General features: G+C 48.4%; 8 protein-coding genes and 1 tRNA gene. 2 read left to right on the plus strand and 7 right to left on the minus strand.

The window, feature by feature from the left end:
- A complete protein-coding gene (gene pruA / locus H6570_06850) occupies positions 1-1,632 on the plus strand; it encodes an L-glutamate gamma-semialdehyde dehydrogenase (protein MCB9318982.1) in 1,632 nt (543 codons plus the stop codon).
- A gap of 19 nt (positions 1,633-1,651) precedes the next feature.
- Here the strand turns inward: pruA and H6570_06855 are convergent, their stop codons facing one another.
- From H6570_06855 to coaE, 7 genes are all read right to left on the minus strand, one after another.
- Positions 1,652-3,403 carry a T9SS type A sorting domain-containing protein gene (locus H6570_06855; GenBank protein ID MCB9318983.1) on the minus strand — a complete coding sequence of 584 codons (1,752 nt, stop codon included), beginning with the start codon at positions 3,401-3,403 and terminating at the stop codon, positions 1,652-1,654.
- A gap of 55 nt (positions 3,404-3,458) precedes the next feature.
- Positions 3,459-3,531, minus strand: a tRNA-Thr gene (locus H6570_06860).
- Positions 3,532-3,604: 73 nt separating this feature from the next.
- Positions 3,605-5,047: an acetyl-CoA carboxylase biotin carboxylase subunit gene (locus H6570_06865; GenBank protein MCB9318984.1), complete on the minus strand. Its 1,443-nt coding sequence runs from the start codon at positions 5,045-5,047 to the stop codon at positions 3,605-3,607.
- A 36-nt stretch (positions 5,048-5,083) separates the two neighbouring features.
- Complete coding sequence (locus H6570_06870) at positions 5,084-6,697, minus strand: hypothetical protein (protein ID MCB9318985.1); 1,614 nt, start codon at positions 6,695-6,697, stop codon at positions 5,084-5,086.
- 1 nt (position 6,698) lies between these two features.
- The gene (locus tag H6570_06875) at positions 6,699-9,821 is read right to left on the minus strand and encodes a tetratricopeptide repeat protein (GenBank protein ID MCB9318986.1); all 3,123 of its coding nucleotides are present in this window, start codon (positions 9,819-9,821) and stop codon (positions 6,699-6,701) included.
- Between the two features lie 235 nt (positions 9,822-10,056).
- A complete protein-coding gene (rocD, locus tag H6570_06880) occupies positions 10,057-11,298 on the minus strand; it encodes an ornithine--oxo-acid transaminase (GenBank protein MCB9318987.1) in 1,242 nt (413 codons plus the stop codon).
- Between the two features lie 97 nt (positions 11,299-11,395).
- Positions 11,396-11,989 carry a dephospho-CoA kinase gene (gene coaE / locus H6570_06885; GenBank protein MCB9318988.1) on the minus strand — a complete coding sequence of 198 codons (594 nt, stop codon included), beginning with the start codon at positions 11,987-11,989 and terminating at the stop codon, positions 11,396-11,398.
- A gap of 157 nt (positions 11,990-12,146) precedes the next feature.
- Here coaE and H6570_06890 point away from each other — a divergent pair, with 157 nt between their 5' ends.
- Complete coding sequence (locus H6570_06890) at positions 12,147-17,663, plus strand: PKD domain-containing protein (GenBank protein ID MCB9318989.1); 5,517 nt, start codon at positions 12,147-12,149, stop codon at positions 17,661-17,663.
- The last annotated feature ends 1 nt before the right edge of the window (position 17,664 follow it).

Genomic DNA, 17,664 nt, shown 5'->3' on the forward strand with positions numbered 1-17,664 from the left:
ATGACAAACGCTTTTTTCACATTGCCCAAAGCTGTTAACGAGCCTGTCTTATCTTATGCTCCGGGTTCACCGGAGAAATCGGCTCTGAAAGCAATGCTCAGCTCCTTAAAGCACGACAAAGTTGAGATTCCCATGACCATCGGAGGATTAAAGGTAGAAACCGGTGACCTGCACGGTATTCATCCGCCTCACGAGATCCATCATACCCTGGGTCAATACCATCGTGGTAATGCAGCACATGTCACGAATGCCATCCAGGCTGCGCTCCAGGCTAAACCGGATTGGGAAAGGATGCCCTGGCATGAGCGGGCGGCTATTTTTCTAAAAGCAGCTGACTTACTGGCAGGGCCGTACCGGGCAAAGATGAATGCGGCAACCATGTTGGGTCAGAGCAAAACAGTATTCCAGGCTGAAATTGATGCTGTTGCCGAACTGGCTGATTTCTACCGGTTCAATGCCAAATACATGGAGGAAATGTATCACCTCCAACCGGAATCTTCGAAGACGACGTGGAACCGCCTGGAGTACCGTCCATTGGAAGGATTTGTCATGGCCATCACTCCATTTAATTTTACGTCCATTGCCGGGAATTTACCAGGCGCCCCGGCCCTGATGGGGAACACGGTTGTCTGGAAGCCTGCAGAAACCCAAATTTATTCGGCGGCGGTCATTATGGAGGTACTGGAAGCCGCTGGTTTGCCACCGGGCGTTATCAACCTCGTATTCGTTGACGGACCTACGCTGGGCAACATCGTATTTTCGCATCCATCGTTTGCCGGGTTGCACTTTACCGGTAGCACTGGTGTATTCCAGCACTTATGGAAGACCATCGGTACCAATGTAAGCCAGTATGCTTCCTATCCGCGAATCGTGGGAGAGACCGGAGGTAAGGATTTCGTTTGGGTTCATCCCAGCTCAGACCCTCAGCAGGTGGCAGTGGCTCTGGCACGAGGTGCTTTTGAATATCAGGGGCAGAAGTGTTCTGCGGCTTCACGGGCCTATATTCCCAAAAGCCTCTGGAAACAAATCAAAGCACAGCTAATAGAAGTGGTTTCTTCCTTCGGCATTGGCTCTCCTGAAGATTTTACCAATTTCTTCAATGCAGTAATAGACGAAAGGTCCTTTGATAAAATAAGTAATTACATAGATCATGCTCATCAAGCCGACGGCGTGGAAGTCATTCAGGGGGGAACCTACAGCAAGAAGCATGGTTACTTTATCGATCCCACCATCCTGGTAACCGAAGATCCATATTACGTGACCATGTGTGAAGAGATCTTTGGACCCGTCCTGACCATCTATGTCTATCCGGATCAGGACTGGAGGGAATCACTGAAGTTGCTTGAAAAAACCTCTCCCTATGCCCTCACCGGGGCTATCTTCAGTCAGGACCGGGCGGTCATTCGTGAGGCTACTGAATTCCTGACCCATACAGCTGGAAACTTTTACATCAACGACAAACCTACCGGTGCGGTGGTCGGTCAACAACCGTTCGGTGGTGCACGCGCCTCCGGTACGAACGACAAAGCAGGGTCAATCCTGAACCTTTACCGGTGGGTGTCACCAAGAACCATTAAGGAGAATTTTGTGCCACCGGTTGATTACCGGTATCCATTCATGGGTGAAAGTTGATACAGTTTACCTGTATTCGTTATTGCTTGACGAACCGGAGTGTTTCCATACCGGATGCTTCCGGGAACCGGATGAAATAAACGCCCGGTTTCAATGAACTGATATCGATGTGGGATCCGATATACCGGTTAGCACTGGCAATAGTCATAGATTGACGGATAACGCCTGTCACATCCAGGATGTGGATTTCCCAGTTTTGAACCCTCGCCGTAGAAAACTCCAGGAAAAGCTGGTCTCCACCTACTGGGTTTGGACTTATTCGCGCCCATTGCAACGGATAAAAAGGTACCTGGACTATCGGGGATAACTCGGATTGTCCATCGATATCCACCTGATTCAACTGGTAATAGTTGATGCCGATAGCTGGATTGCGATCCGATGTGCGGTATTGCTTTTGATTCTGATTCAGAAGGGTCCCCTGTGATACGCGATCTATGACTTCCCAGGTTTGACCATCGCTGGAGTGTAAAACTTCAAAGTAGTCATGATCTACCTCCCAGGCAGTCTTCCAGTTGATACTTACCAGATCATCATCGAGGTTCGCATCGAAAGAAATCAACTGGACGGGAAGAGCCGCATCGTATGCGAAGCTTACACAACTTTGGTCCAGGGATGTAATGGGATTGCAGCAACTCGGGTTCATCAGTGCTGCTCCGTTGGCTGCAGCAATATGGCCAAGTCCAAGTGCATGAGTCATTTCGTGCATAAGTAATGACTCCCACGCGCTGGCATTGTTAAAACAGGATAATCCATCGTTTATGACTACATAACCGTATGCCGCGGTATACCAATCAGTACCATTAAATGTGTGCATTCCAGTCGATGAGGCTATGCCACCTATACCCAGTGCCCCGCCAAGCGGCCCCATTTCCGGGTCACAATTAAAATCACTAACCTCACTACATGGGTCATTAAATACGACCAGAATGGATGTTGATCCCAGTCCCTGTATGGTAGGATCAAATCCTCCATCGCAGCTATTGCTGTTCAGAACAGCAGTTCCGGCATAGCTCAGATTCACATTTCCGTTATACCCCGAATTCATACCTGCAATTGCATTTTGTACGAAAGTATAACAACCGGAATTGTATTGATCTGGGGTGGCGTCGGCGTAGACGGGCAGATTTCCCCCTTCATTAAAAACATCCCAACGCAGCCCAAAATAGGTGCAATAAGACGGAGCTTCCCGGGATTCTAGCGCGGCATACCGGGACGGTGCTTTGACAATGTCCGGCTCGTAGCTGATGTGGTTGGTCAGGACTTCGGTGAGGTGGGTTACCAGCGTCTCCTGGTCAAGTGTTGTGAATTCCTCTACGCTTCGCAGTTCAGTGCCTTTGATTTCCATGGTTTGTACACTAGGCACCAGCAATAGACGATCATCCTTAATGACCTGCTCGAAAACATAATAATTAAATGTTTTAGCCCGGTAGTAACCATCTGTTTTTCGGTTCAGAAAAAGCAGGTAGGAGTGTCCTGTCTCCAGATTCAGGTCATCCGGAACGGCGAATTCGTGGTCAGAATAAATTTTAGTGAGACATTGGACGGTCAATTCTCCTTCCTGAGGACCTTTAACCGGATCCTGCGGTACCAGGCGGTATTCCAGATAGGTAATCTCACCATGATTTACAGCACGAAAATCTTTGACCAGGTAAACTCCGGCAGCATCTGAATATTCAGCAAGAACAGCTAAGGATTTATAGGGCAATATGCTGCTGGCATGGGTTAAAGTGGTAAAAAATAAGGCCAAAACAAATACAGTCCATCGTATCATGGTCATTAAGATTTGATATTATTTGGTACGATCTGGACGCCGGTAAGAAGAAGGGAGCCAATGACAGGACTCGAACCTGCGACCCGTTCATTACGAATGAACTGCTCTACCAGCTGAGCTACATTGGCATGGCAGGCAAAAATAGTACAATCCTTTTAATTCCTCTTTACCAGACAAAAATCTTTTTGAAGGGGTCAAAGATCATGCCATCAGGGGTATACGTAATTTTTGGACTTCCTGGTCATAAATCCAGGCCGCAGCGTGAGCCAGCCATTCCGGTAGACGAGATTGGCCATTAAAATGATCCTGAATAAATTGAGTGGTAAACTGTCCATTCAGAAAAAGTGGATGATTTAGCAGAAAGGGTGCAAACGACAGGGTCGTGGTGACCCCTTCGATACGGTAGTCGGCTATTGCCAATTTTAGCTTACTGATGGCTTCTGTCCGGTCTTCACCATAAGCGATCAGTTTTGCAATCATCGGATCATAGAATAAACTGACCTCTGATCCCTGGACATAGGCGTCATCAACCCGGATGCCTGGCCCGGCAGGCAGACGATAACTGGTCAATTCACCATGATTGGGCATGAATTGATCATAGGGATCTTCTGCATAGACCCGAAATTCAATGGCATGACCACGCTGGACGACATCCCGTTGCTGCACAGTAAGCGGAGCTCCTTCGGCAATCCTTATTTGCCAGGCAACGAGGTCCATCCCGGTTACACATTCAGTGACCGGATGTTCAACCTGGAGTCGTGTATTCATCTCCAGAAAGTAAAAATGGTCTTGTCCATCGTAGATGAATTCCACTGTTCCCGCACCCCGGTACTGGCAGGATTTCGCAACCTGAACAGCTGCTTCACCAAGCCGATGGCGCAGCTCACCACTGACTACGGGTGACGGCGACTCTTCAACTACTTTCTGGTGTCTGCGCTGGATGCTGCATTCCCTTTCCCCGAGGTGGATGGTATGGCCATAATTGTCTGCCAGGATCTGTACTTCAATGTGTTTCGGATTCTGGATGTATTTTTCTATAAAGACAGAACCGTCGCCAAATGCGGCTTTTGCCTCGCTGACCGCGCGGTCAAACTGGCTATTGAAATCATTGGCCGCATCAACGATCCGCATTCCTTTTCCTCCACCACCGGCAGCTGCTTTGATCAGGACCGGGTATCCAATGGCTTTCGCCAGCGCTTCGCCCGCCTGTTTATCCAGAATGGCATGATCGGAGCCTGGTATCAGGGGCACGTCAAAAGGGAGGACGGCTTGTTTAGCTGCAATTTTATTGCCCATGGTCCGGATCGCCTGAGGAGTGGGCCCGATGAAGACAATATGATTGGCTTCTGCTGCTTCAGCAAAACCGGCATTCTCACTGAGAAACCCATAACCGGGATGAATGGCGTCGGCGCCGCAGTGCCGGGCAATTTCGATGATCTTATTGATATTCAGGTAGGAATCCTGCGCCCTGGCCGGACCGGCAAGATAAGCCTCATCGGCTTCCCACACATGGGGGGCTTTACGATCTGCTTCGGAATAAATGGCCACGGTACGAACTCCCATTGCTCGGCAGGTCCGCATGATGCGTCTTGCAATTTCTCCCCGGTTAGCAATAAGTACCTTCTGTATCTTTTTTCCCTTCATGGAGACAAGATACAAAACCGGCGCTGTTCATCTGGTCTAGAACCGGACTTGCAAACCTCCTATGGCATTCAGGCCAATACCGGGATAATCAAGCCAGCGGCGATGCTGGATATTGGCGAGGTTATTCAGATGTGCAAATACCCCAAAGCGCTTGGTGATGAAGAAGTCTGCCTGGACATTGACATCCAGAAGTGTGTTGGAATAGCCTTCCTCGCCAGAAGCATTCAGGGTAGGGAATTTATCCATGTAATACGTCTCGAGTGCGACCTGCAGTCGGTCTTCCATTGCCTTATATTGAATGCGTGCATTGCCTTCAAAATCGGGCAGGAACCATGCCTTGGCTTGAGTGGAAGGGTCGTAGAAGTTTTTTGTCAGCATCAGACCGACTTCGATGTTTTTTGCAGGATGCAGGACAATATTACCCAATGCATAGACCAGATTGACGTCATCATAAAGAACATCAAAGGACACCGGAAGCGCATTGTTAGCCTGGAACAATGCCATGTCTTTGGTCTGTTTATAACCGCCTTTCACTTCATACTGAATAAACGACACATTGCCTTTTAATCCACCAAAGTAATCGTTGTATTCGGAGTTCCGGATTGTGATCCTGCGATTGATGAAGGGATTGTAGGTAGCCAGGCTCTTGAAATTGTTCTTCTGCAAATCTCCTGTCCAGCCTCCAAACAGAATGATCTGATTCCCACTGATGGCCAGCGCCAGGGAGACATCCGGAAAAATGAAATATTGATCATCGTACACAGCTACGTTACCCCCAGCTTTGATCCTGAAAGTATTGGAATGAAATGTAAAACTGGGCAGCAGGTTGAAATTATTCAATGTCTGCTTGGTGGTATCGTTCAGAGTGCTCAGGTCTGTCTTGATCTCCAGGGCGATCGGGTGCTTTTTAGCGATGTATTTTTTAGCGCCAAGGTCCAATAAAACCCCTAGTTCACGATTCGCATAATTGTCGGCAAAACGATAGACATCAAGGCCGGCGAAGTAGTTAATATTGGCTTTGTTGTTCTCGCCATTGTATAGCTTGAAACCCAGGTCAAAGGCGTTAAAGCGTCTTTTCAGTCCACTCAGGGTATCGTAAACAGCATGGTCATAGCCGTACTGGTAAATGTCATCCATGGAAAAGTCTGCATTTCCTTTCAGAGCCAGTTCACTTTCCGTGAAATAGGTGCTTTCGAGATGCAGGTCATTATCCATAAAACGTCGATCTGCATAACGCTTCGAGTCATTCATCGACAAGTGGCGGAAAGAGGCTCCCAGATTCAGTTGTTTGTTGGGATTTGCCCGGTAACCTGCATAAGCATAGGGTGAATTCGGGTACCCGTAACCAGCCTGGATCAACCCATCGTATCCGGGGTCCTGCTTTTCGGTTTTTATTCCTAACGGACGAATGGTTGGGGCTTCGTAGGACAGGGAGAGGGATTTTGGTTGCAGCCGGTAGTTGTAATGCAGCGTCGTGGTATCCGCAGGCGGAAGACTTGGCGTGATGGGTAATTTGTTCGCATCCGCCAGCCGGGCTTCAAAATTTTTTATAACCTGGACCTGCTCCGAGGGCAGATTGTCCTGGGCAGAAATGGTAACCATTCCGGCAGTCCACAGGCATGCGATTAAGATCAATGGTAGGCGCTTCATATCAGTTGTTTTGACCTTCTATTTCCAATGTGTTTTTCTTCACTCCGGTATCAATCCGGTTGTTTGCGGCCCGAAGAGCCTTTACCTTTTTCAGTTTATCATTTGCTTCCTGGATGATTTCCGGCAGATCAGGATAATTGTCAATGATCTGCTGCAAGATGGCTTCCGCGATGTGATATTCCTTTTTAATCGTTTTTACGTCCGCCAGCAGGATACCGCATTTAGCTGTCCAGGTGGGGTAGGCGCTGTTATCTTTAATACCTTGTTCGGCAAGGGTCGAACTCAGATCGTATTCATTTTTATTGAAATAGATCTGCGCTACGAGATAGCGTGATTCTGCCGCTTGCACGTTGTCATTTAATTTGATGGCCTGATTGAATCCTTCCAAGGCTTTATCGTAATTATTTTGGTCGAAGGCGACCTTGCCCATGAAGAAATAGGCAGTGGCTCGTTGCGTCTGTGAGGTTCTGGGGTTTTGTACGACCTGGTCCCCCAGCCGGTACACGTCATTTGGCCGGTTTAAGCGGTAAGCACACTGCAATGCTCCCACCTGGGCTTCCAGTTTTCGCTCTTCGGCAGAGGTTACCTGTTCCAGCTGATTGTAATAGTCCAGCGCTTTCTGGAAGGATTGTTCATTGTTATAAGCAATCAACGCAGCCTTGTATAACGCGTTTTCATAGTAGTCACTGGCGCCGCGTTTGATCACCACTTCATAATCTGCGAGCGCTTCGCTGTATTTTTTCAGCAAGCTGTAGGATTCTGCACGACGGTAGTAAGCCTGTAATGCATAAGCACCTTTCGGATACTTTGACAGATAGGAGGTATAGCCGTCGATGGCCTTCTGATATTGTCCATTCTCATAGTTGAGGTCGGCGGCACGGAAGTTTATGGAGTCTCTGGTATAATTGTCCACTTTGTAGCCGGGAACCTTTTCCAGGAAGGCAAAGTACTCATCCGGCTTACCCAGGTCTTCGACATAAATTTCTTCGATGGCGGCCAGAGCCTCCTGGGATTCCTTAGGAGACGGGTTGTGGTTGAATACATCCTTGTAATAATTCAGAGCCACATTGTAGTTGTTCTCATTATAAAAGATCAAACCCAGTTTAAGCAATCCCTCGTTGACCAGATTGGATTTGTTGGCATAATCTTTCACCAGTGTCTGCAATGGACTCTTGGCCTGTTCCAGCATGCCATTCTCCTGGTAGGTGGAGCCAAGTTCGAGCAATGCGTCGTCCGTATATTCAGAGCCGGAATTTTTATCAATGAGCTCGCGCAGGGTTCCAATCTTTCCTTTCTGATCATTGGTCAGTCCCTGGATGATGGCTTTCTGGAACATGGCATACTGATAGCCTGCGTGATGATTCTGGATGGCTGCATTGTAATTCTTCAGCGCACTTGAATATTGGTTCTGCTTGAAATAACAATCGCCGCTCCGCATCATGGCATCCGAAAGTACCCGCGTTGCCAGATAATCCTGGTCCTGATCATAGCGGACCTGATCTTGTTTTATCCCGGATATGGACTTTTCAAAGCTGCCCAGCGCCTGATTATAAGCATTCCGCTTGAACGCATTGTAACCCTGGAGGTAATAAGCGATAGCGGGCGAAGCTTCCGGAGGCAGGTTGCCGGTAGATTTGGCCACTGTGAAATATTTATTCAATTGCAGGTCTGACTTACTGAAATCATTTTGCCGGTAGGCTATTTCAGCTTCCCAGTAAAGGCATTGGGCCTGAATGGAAACATCGATCGGGTTTGCCAATGACTTTTCAAACATTTCCTGGGCTTCGAAAAGCCGGTCTTCTCCCAGTAACTGCAATCCCCGCAGGAACGTAACCTGCTGATAGGCTTCACGGATCTGGGGTGTCTTTTCCGGCAGTTGTTCAATGATGGCGATCGCACGGTCATAGTCCCGCGTACGGAGGAACACGTCGGTCATGATGGATTGTGCCTCCAGGTAATATTTAGAGTTTTTGGGAAAAGAAGTCAGCGCCTGAATGGCTTCACGATCGTAATTCAGCTCAGCGGAAAGCCGGGCATAATTGTAAAGTGCATCTTCCTGCATGGCAGGATCAAAATCAAGCTGGGATGCCTCATAGAAACTGGACCGGGCGGATTTTTTGTCGCCGGTCTTCAGGTAGCAATCGGCAAGGTAGAATGAAGCGTTCTGTCCCAGATCGGACTGAATCCCGGTAATATTCTTAAACGATTCGATTGCAGATGAATATTTTTCATTTACATACTGGGTATAACCCAACTGATAAAAGTCTTCCGGACGCATGCTGCGCCGCTTGGAATCGTAATATTCCAGATGGGGCAGGGCGAGGTCGTATTGTTTTTGTTCGAAATACGCCTGGCCAACCATCTGGTGGATTTCGGCGGCATATTTTTGATTTGCAGGAGATTGCAGTGCTTGCTCGCCATATTGAATGACTCCCGGATAATCTTTCTCGGCAAAACGGATCTGGCAGATGTAATAAGGAACGAGGGACTTGTAGATAGGAGACTGAGCGGAAATTTCAAAGTTGGCGATGGCCGGCTGGTATTGCCCCTGGAAAAACTGGCACATCCCCAGATAATAATGGGTGGGATAATAATAGTCGTTCTTCAGGTCCTTGATCTGGTCAAACCGCTTGGCGGCTTCTGCAAAATCCCGGTTGATGAACAGGCTGTATCCTTCTTTAAAACGTACTTCCGAGCGTTTGTCTCCACTGATTGAACTTGAGTTCAGCATGGAGTAGAAGGTGATCGCTTCATCGTATTTCTTCGCATCGAAATAATAATTGGCGATCTCATACATTGCCTGGTCGGCAACCGGATCGGGCTGATATTTGCGGATAAACTCCAGGATCAGTTTTTCGCCTTCCGGAAGGTCCATCCTGACGGCGGCTTGTGCCAGGTAAAGCTCAGCTTCGGTTTTGATGACGACCGACTCGGTCGTCTGGACCGGAGGCAGTTCATCCAGCATTTTCTGAAATTCCTGCATCGATAGACCATAGAGCCCTTTGTCGTAAAGCTCCTTACCCTTTTTAAAATGTTGGTAATCTTCGGTATAGACGCGTGATTTCTGGGACCAGCCCGGGATGGCCAGACACACCAGGGCCAGCCATACGGTGATATACTTCATACGAATTTGGTTCTCAATCATTAACTGTCCTGAGGACGTCCCACATTGTTATCTGGTTTCACATTTAGGAAAAGATTAACATGCAGCAGTCCAAACTAGCACAAAGTTAATAACATATAAATTATAAAAAAGTGTAATCTCTTCGTTGTCCTAACAAATTGGTAATAGAACGAAGGATGGGGCAGATATATTCTTATTGTTAATAAATGATGGCTTCAGGACCTTACAGGCGAGGTTAACGTTCGAAAGCATCAAAGGTTTTCTCAATAATGGAGCAACAGTGATCCATTTGATCTTCATTGATAATCAAAGGCGGTGCAAAACGGATGATGTTACCCTGAGTCGGCTTGGCCAACAGTCCATTTTCTGCCATTTTCAGACAGATGTTCCAGGCGCGGCTGCTCTTGGGATCTTCGTTGATTACGATCGCATTAAGTAATCCTTTCCCGCGAACCGTATTGATCAGGTCACTTCGTTCTGCCAGGTGAAGCATGCGGTGACGGAAATAATCACCCATCTGTGCAGCGTTTTCTGCCAGCTTCTCATCCTCCACCACCTTCAACGCTTCAACAGCAACGGCCGCAGCAAGAGGGTTCCCACCAAAAGTGGACCCATGCTGTCCGGGTTTCAGATTGAGCATAATGGCATCGTCGGCAAGGACGGCAGATACCGGAAGTACGCCTCCGGACAAGGCCTTCCCAAGAATCAGTATATCCGGACGCAGGTTGTAGTGTTGTGTACACAGTAATTTGCCGGTACGCGCTATCCCGGTCTGAACCTCATCCGCTGCAAAAAGTACATGATGTGCTTTGCACTGCTGAGCTACAAAAGGCAGGTAGTCATCATCGGGAACAACAACGCCGGCTTCTCCCTGTATCGGTTCGATCAGTACCGCTGCAACGGTTTCATCTTCAAGCGCTGCAGTAAGGGCTTCTTTATCATTAAACGGAATAACCACATAGCCGGGGATGAAGGGTCCAAATCCTCCCGTTGCCCCAGGGTCGGTAGAAGCGGAGATAGCTCCTAACGTACGGCCATGGAAGTTTTTGGCAGCGAAAACAATTTTTGCCTCGTTCGATGGAATTCCTTTCACCAGATAACCCCACTTACGAATCAGTTTAATGGCGGTTTCAACGGCCTCCACACCGGTATTCATCGGCAGTACTTTATCGTATCCAAAGTACCGGGTTATGAATTCTTCGAATGGGCCCAGCCGGTCGTTGTAAAAAGCTCTGGAAGTCAGGGTAAGTTGTTCGGCCTGATCGATCAGCGCCTGAATGATCCGGGGATGGCAGTGTCCCTGGTTTACCGCTGAATATGCGGATAAAAAATCATAGTAGCGTTTACCTTCAACATCCCAGACGTAAGTACCCTGACCTTTGGCCAGTACGACCGGAAGTGGATGATAATTATGGGCTCCGTAGCGTTCCTCCATCTGCATCAATTGCAGGGAAGAGTATTGATTTACCTCGATCATTGGACGATTCGTATTTCGGTATAAAGGTACTACTTTCTTACGTGGTCTAAGGGGGTGATGGGGTTTAATTTCTGCTGTCCGACGTACTCCTATACAGCTAGCTCAGCGGCAAGGAAGCTCTTAGGAGGTATTGGTGGATGCACCAGACCTGCGGGATGAGGGTCCGGTTACTGTTGATGACCAGGAAGTCGGCAAAAAGGGTCTGTGCGCCCGGATTTTGGCGAAGCATACGGGATTTCACCTGTCTGCTCGAGAGATGATCCCTCTCCACAACACGGTCAATGCAAACCTGTCTTGGGGCGTAGACACTGATGATCTTATCGACAACAAGCGGGCGGTGTGAATCTTTCACCAGGGCAGATTCGTAGATGGCATAGGGTGACGATTGCTTGTCAAACCATGCTTTCAGATCGCGATAAACCGCAGGGTGAACAACACCATTAACTGCCTGAACCAGGTCAGGGTCAGCATACATTTTAGCTGCCATTTCCCGCCGTAACAAATTCCCCTGATCGTCGAAGATGGATTGGCCCAGGAGCTGGACCAGGGAAGATTGTAATTCCGCATCTGTCTGCATCAATCGTTTCGCTTCATCGTCCGCAAAATAGATGGGAATGCCACACAGGGAAAACAGCCGAGCTACGGTTGATTTTCCGCTGCCAATACCCCCGGTCAGTGCAACTCGAATCATTTGGAAATGTGTTATGCCGGATACCATCCGGAGCTTTTTAACGTTCTTAGACTATGTATGCCAGTTATTAATAATACTTGGCGTAGTTTTGGCTCCTTTATGCACGCACCCTGAACATATGCCAACGTATTAGGAAGAATTATTCAGGCTGGTATTGATGGTAAAGTTACGTAGTATTCCCTTATTGGCATTTTTGTTTGTTTCCTGGAGCATGGTTGCCCAGGTCACAGCCGATTTTAGTGCCAACGTACGTAGCGGGTGCCTTTTTCTTCAATCCGCCTTCGAAGACTTATCGACCAGTTCTGCCGGTAAAATTGTCAGCTGGGAATGGCAAATCGGCAATTCCACGGTTAGCGTACAAAATCCCTCACGAATTTTTGGGCAGCCGGGCAGATACCGGGTTTGTCTGACCGTGACCGACGATAAAGGCAATTCCGACACCAAATGCGTAGACGATTTCATTATCGTTTATGAGGGGATTACACCCGCCTTCACCATTAGTGATTCGCTCATCTGTAAAGGAGACCGGATAACCATCACGGACGGCAGCTTTTCACCGAATGGCGCTATTGTGGAATGGGTGTGGGAACTGGCAGGGGATATCGGAAGTGCCAGGGAAACCACTTCTCAGAATTATGTCAACCAATACAATGTCCCGGGTACCTTCGACCTGGCCCTGACGATAAAAGACGACAAAGGATGTACGGAGTCCTATAACCTCAAAAAAGGAGTTAAGGTGATCGGATCTGCCCAGGTCCAGGTAAAACCGGCTGTTGCGGTATTTTGCACCGTGCCTCATACGACTACCTTTGCTTTGACCAAATTTGATAGCACCGCTTCCTATTACTGGGATTTTGATAATGGGCAGTCTTACCAGGGAATTACACCCCCGGCTATAACTTTTTCCGAAGCGAGATCTTACAATATCAGGATCGCCGCTTCGAATACCATCGGATGCTCGGATACTACCGAATTTAAGAGTCTGGTTCATCCGGAACACATTGTTAAAGTGCAGGCATCGGATACTCAGGGTTGTGCTCCCTATACCGTTCATTTTACCGACCGGTCTGAGTTACTGGCTGATAGTTTGTACTGGGATTTTGGGGATGGGATGACGACAAACCATCCCAATGTGGATCATATATTTTTGCAGGGAGGAGAATATCATGTGAAATTGTACCGCCGGGTGAACGGATGCTGGTTGCCCAATGAAAAAGACCTGGTGATCCATGTCCGGAACCAGCCATCAGCACAATTTACGCTCGATGAGACTAAAGGGTGTGCCTTTCCATTTGTTATCCGGCCAAAAAATACCTCATCTGCCGGCCTTGATTATACCTGGTTGATCAACGATACTGCAGTGGCTACGGATTTCAGCCCTATTCTCACGCTGGATCATGCTAAAACCTTTGACCTGAAACTTATTGTTCAGGATTCTTTCGGATGTAGGGATACCGCAATAGCCGGTCCGATAGAACTCTATGACTGGCATGCTGCCGTGTCAGACAGCATCATCGGATGCGCACCCATAGCAGCGCATCTGGAAGATTTGACCCAGGGCCTGGACCCCGCAGTAAAGTGGAAATGGGAAATTACCGGCGATACATCATTTACCAGGACTTCCCGCACTGTAGACTGGAATGTCCGTCATGATGGGACATACGACATCAAATTGGTCGTGGAAAACAGCATTGGCTGCATTGACTCCATTTTCCTTCCTGGGTATGTACGTGGAGGCACTTTACCCAATGTAGATTTCCTCATCACACCGGATACCATTTGTGTGGGAGATACGGTCTTCATCAAAGATCTTTCAGATACGCGGGTTAACGGATGGTTGTGGACCTTTTCTGACGGCCAGGAATCAGAAAATCAGAACCCGGTAATCGTATTCAAGGATCCGGGTAATATGGGAGTCACCTTAAGCGCAAGCTATAATGGTTGCGTCAATTCACGGGCAAAACCCAAAGGTGTTGTGGTGCAGGACCCAAAAGCAGATTTTGCCTTCCGTTTCGATTGTGGAGATGGACAGATCCATTTTATAAATAAGTCTATAGGATACGACTCTGTTTTCTGGGATTTTGGGATTCCGAATCGCATCGACGATACGTCATCAGCGGTCAATCCAGTTGTCCTGTTTCCCAGTGGTAAGACCTACTACGTGGAACTCCAGGTTTTCAACGACCGCTCTACGTGTTCTGATCACAAGCGGATTCCGATCTATGTAGGTGATCCATTGGTCCGGTTCGATATGCCGAGGGACAGCGGTTGTGTTCCCTACAATCTGATCATCCGCAACCAGAGCACGGACCTAAAAGAAATTGTTGTTGAGGCAGATGGTGCCGGTAATGTGGATGTCAACCCCAACCGGATTTTGGTCCCTTACCGGAAACCAGGCATATTTCCACCCGTCAAAGCCTTTATCCAGGACCGGAATGGTTGCCGGGATACCCTGGTATTGTCAGATAGTATCAGGATCAATCAGGTCCAGGCGAAACTTCAGATTGATCAAACCGAGATCTGTCTTCAGGATACCTTCAGGTTTCAGGACGAGAGCAACTCCTATTCTTCGTTGATCACTTCCAGACGATGGTGGATCGATCAGGTCCAAACGCCCGGTATTGATTCCGCGTGGGTACCACAAGTGGCAGGTCCACATACATTATCTCTCGCCACGGAAGATGCCTGGGGCTGCATGGATTCGGTCAGTGTTGTTCTTCAGGTTAATCAGGTTCAGGGATCTTTTATTCTGGATACCTTGTCCTGTTCGGCAAGAGCTGTCGACTTCCAGGCATCGACCATGGTCAATCCTGTCACGGTGACGTGGGATTTGGGTAATGGAGAGACCCGGACCGATCCTTCTTTTTCTTATGCCTATCCGGATTCAGGAACTTATGTGGTGCGCCTTCATCTGGAAGATACCATCGGATGTGCCGGGGAATATCTGGATACAATACGCATTGAACATCCGGTGGCTTCCTTTGTACTGGATACCAATTATTACTATTGCCCTCCATATGAAATGCAACTGTACAATTATTCAGGCGGGGCCACGGAATATACCTGGTCCTTTGGCGATAAGACCAGTGACTCCAAAGCATTTGAGCCCAAGCATATCTACACCAAACCGGGCAATTATTCCATCAGCCTCATTGCCGATCTTATTCCGGGATGCAGCGATACCATGGAACTCACCAATGCCTTAACCGTGGGCGGACCTACCGGGTCGGCACATACAACCATTGATTCTACCTGTGCCCCAACCCATGTGCGGTTTGATCTGCAATTGGATGATCAGTATGATGTATTCTGGGATGTAGGGGTGGGAACGATCGATTCAACAAGTGGGGTACGTGATTCCTTTACGATTGACTACACGTACATGAACGCCGGTATTTATACACCGTCCGTGTTGATCCGTGATACGTTTGGTTGCTTGCTGCCCTTTGTTACCAAACCTATTCCGGTGAATGAGTTGTCCATCGACATCGAAATTCCGGTCGTTGATTTTTGCGATTCCCTTAATCCGGTCGTCAAGTTATTTAACCTGAGCTATTCGAATCACCAGATCAAAGATTTCCGCTGGGAACTGATCCATCCGGATACCACCATCGTAACGAATGCATTTGAAGCATCTTTTTATCTGGGCAAGGTGGGACGGTACGATGTGCAGGTCACCGCAGAAGATGGATTCTGCAGGGATACCCTATTTCTGCCGGGGTACCTCAAAGTAGGACCAAAACCGGTCAATCACTGGCTGTTGCCGGATACGGTGGCTTGTGCGCCTTATGATCTGCAGGTTCTGAATCAAACAGTCCTGCCTGAAGGATTTATAGATAGTACATTATGGATCTTAAACGGGGATACTATCAGTTACCGGCGCAACCTGAATCAGCAATTACCTTTTGGTCAGTATGATCTGCAAATGGTGAATGTTTCGAATGCCGGATGCCGGGATACCATTGCAGGATCGATCCTGCTCAAGGAATCTGCAGAAGTTCAACTTGCCAATGAGATTCATTTATGTTACCGGGACTCGATTCTGTTGCAGGATACATTATGGGATCCGCTGAACCAGTACGTCTGGCAATTGCCGGATGGCACCCAATGTCTGGATTGTGACAGCATCTGGTATGCCCCATCCGTGGACGGGCCGGTTTTCCTCCAGGTCACCAATCCGAATGATTGCGTGACAAGGGATAGTGTTTTGGTTTATTTTGGTAAGGATTCCATTCCGCTGTTCAGCATTCAGGGTGATACGGTTATTTGTCCGGATGAAATCACACAGTTGACCTTGTCCAGGGTTTACCCGGATCATCACATCCAATGGGATAGCCTTGCCGCTGGGCTTAATTGTTATGTCGATTGTTTCAATCCGGTTCTTGCACCGGCAGTAAGTAATTGGTATTCGGTGCAGGTCACTTCAGATTTCGGATGTACAGCTAAAGATAGCATTCACGTAACTGTTTTACCCAGAACGTCCGGAATCCTGGGGCCGGATTTGCAGATATGCCAGGGTGACACGGTCACTCTTCATGTGCTGAAAGGACAGTCACCGTACTGGCATATCAGCGATCAGTTATCCTGTTCCTATTGTTACGATCCCGTTGCCATGCCGGACAGTACCCGCACTTACATTGCCGGTATCACGGACAGCCTGGGATGCAATGCATTGGATACCATTGTCGTTCAGGTTTTACGGCTTGACGCCCTGGAGGTAACTCCGGACACGGTGATATGTAAAGGGGCGCAAGTGACCCTGGCTGGCACCGGACCATTTCCAGTGATCTGGATACCCGGGCCTGATGTGGTGGGGCAGGGGAATGGCACCCTTACCGTAGCACCGGTGCAAAATAGCTTTTATCACTACAGCATATCTACCGGATCCTGTACCTTGTCGGATTCCGTCCAGGTTCAGGTAGCAGACCGGGTTCCTATTTCGCTGGAAGGAGATACCGTGTGTGCCGGTGACACCGCTGTAGTCCATATAATTGGCAATACAGACAACATCGTCTGGCCGGGTTTTGTGCATGATCTTGGTGACGGCTATGGTTGGTTTGTAGCCACGCACGATACGGACATACCGGTGACCGGTCAGGTGACGGGATGTCTTGACTCCACGGTGCTTGCTCAGGTGCTGGTCAATGATTTGCCTGATCCCGGATATCCGGAGGCGGTTCTGTGGTTGCAGGATGCGGTTCCTTTACCTCCGTTGGTTGTTGAGCCCTACTGGAGTTATCAATGGAGCCCACCGGAAGGCTTGTCTTGTCTCGACTGTGCATCTCCTTTGGCCAATCCTGGGGGAGAACGTATCTATACGGTAACAGTTACCGATAATCTCAACGGGTGTGTGAATACCATAAATATCCGGGTCGGTGAAGTGACATCCTGCGGCGAGAACCTGGTCGATGTGCCTAATGCGTTTTCTCCCAATGGAGATGGTAATAACGATGTGTTGTATTTGTACACGGAATTACCGACCATCAATTCATTTGAGATTTTTAATCGTTGGGGAAGTCGTCTTTTTGCTACTGCTGATAAATTTACAGGTTGGGACGGAAGATTGGGTGGCAATCTGCAGCCTTCCGGTGTTTATGCTTTCCGGGTAACGTACTTTTGTCCTGCTTTACAACGAGAGGTAACGGTGGTTGGCGATGTGACCCTGATCCGGTAGC

The sequence above is a fragment of the Lewinellaceae bacterium genome, assembly GCA_020636135.1.
Lineage (GTDB): Bacteria > Bacteroidota > Bacteroidia > Chitinophagales > Saprospiraceae > JAGQXC01.

What these genes read in the sequence shown, in the direction of transcription:
- pruA (MCB9318982.1), top strand. Translation starts at nt 1, where the DNA reads ATGACAAACGCTTTTTTCACATTGCCCAAAGCTGTTAACGAGCCTGTC.
- H6570_06855 (MCB9318983.1), bottom strand. Translation starts at nt 3,403, where the DNA reads ATGATACGATGGACTGTATTTGTTTTGGCCTTATTTTTTACCACTTTA.
- H6570_06865 (MCB9318984.1), bottom strand. Translation starts at nt 5,047, where the DNA reads ATGAAGGGAAAAAAGATACAGAAGGTACTTATTGCTAACCGGGGAGAA.
- H6570_06870 (MCB9318985.1), bottom strand. Translation starts at nt 6,697, where the DNA reads ATGAAGCGCCTACCATTGATCTTAATCGCATGCCTGTGGACTGCCGGA.
- H6570_06875 (MCB9318986.1), bottom strand. Translation starts at nt 9,821, where the DNA reads ATGAAGTATATCACCGTATGGCTGGCCCTGGTGTGTCTGGCCATCCCG.
- rocD (MCB9318987.1), bottom strand. Translation starts at nt 11,298, where the DNA reads ATGATCGAGGTAAATCAATACTCTTCCCTGCAATTGATGCAGATGGAG.
- coaE (MCB9318988.1), bottom strand. Translation starts at nt 11,989, where the DNA reads ATGATTCGAGTTGCACTGACCGGGGGTATTGGCAGCGGAAAATCAACC.
- H6570_06890 (MCB9318989.1), top strand. Translation starts at nt 12,147, where the DNA reads ATGGTAAAGTTACGTAGTATTCCCTTATTGGCATTTTTGTTTGTTTCC.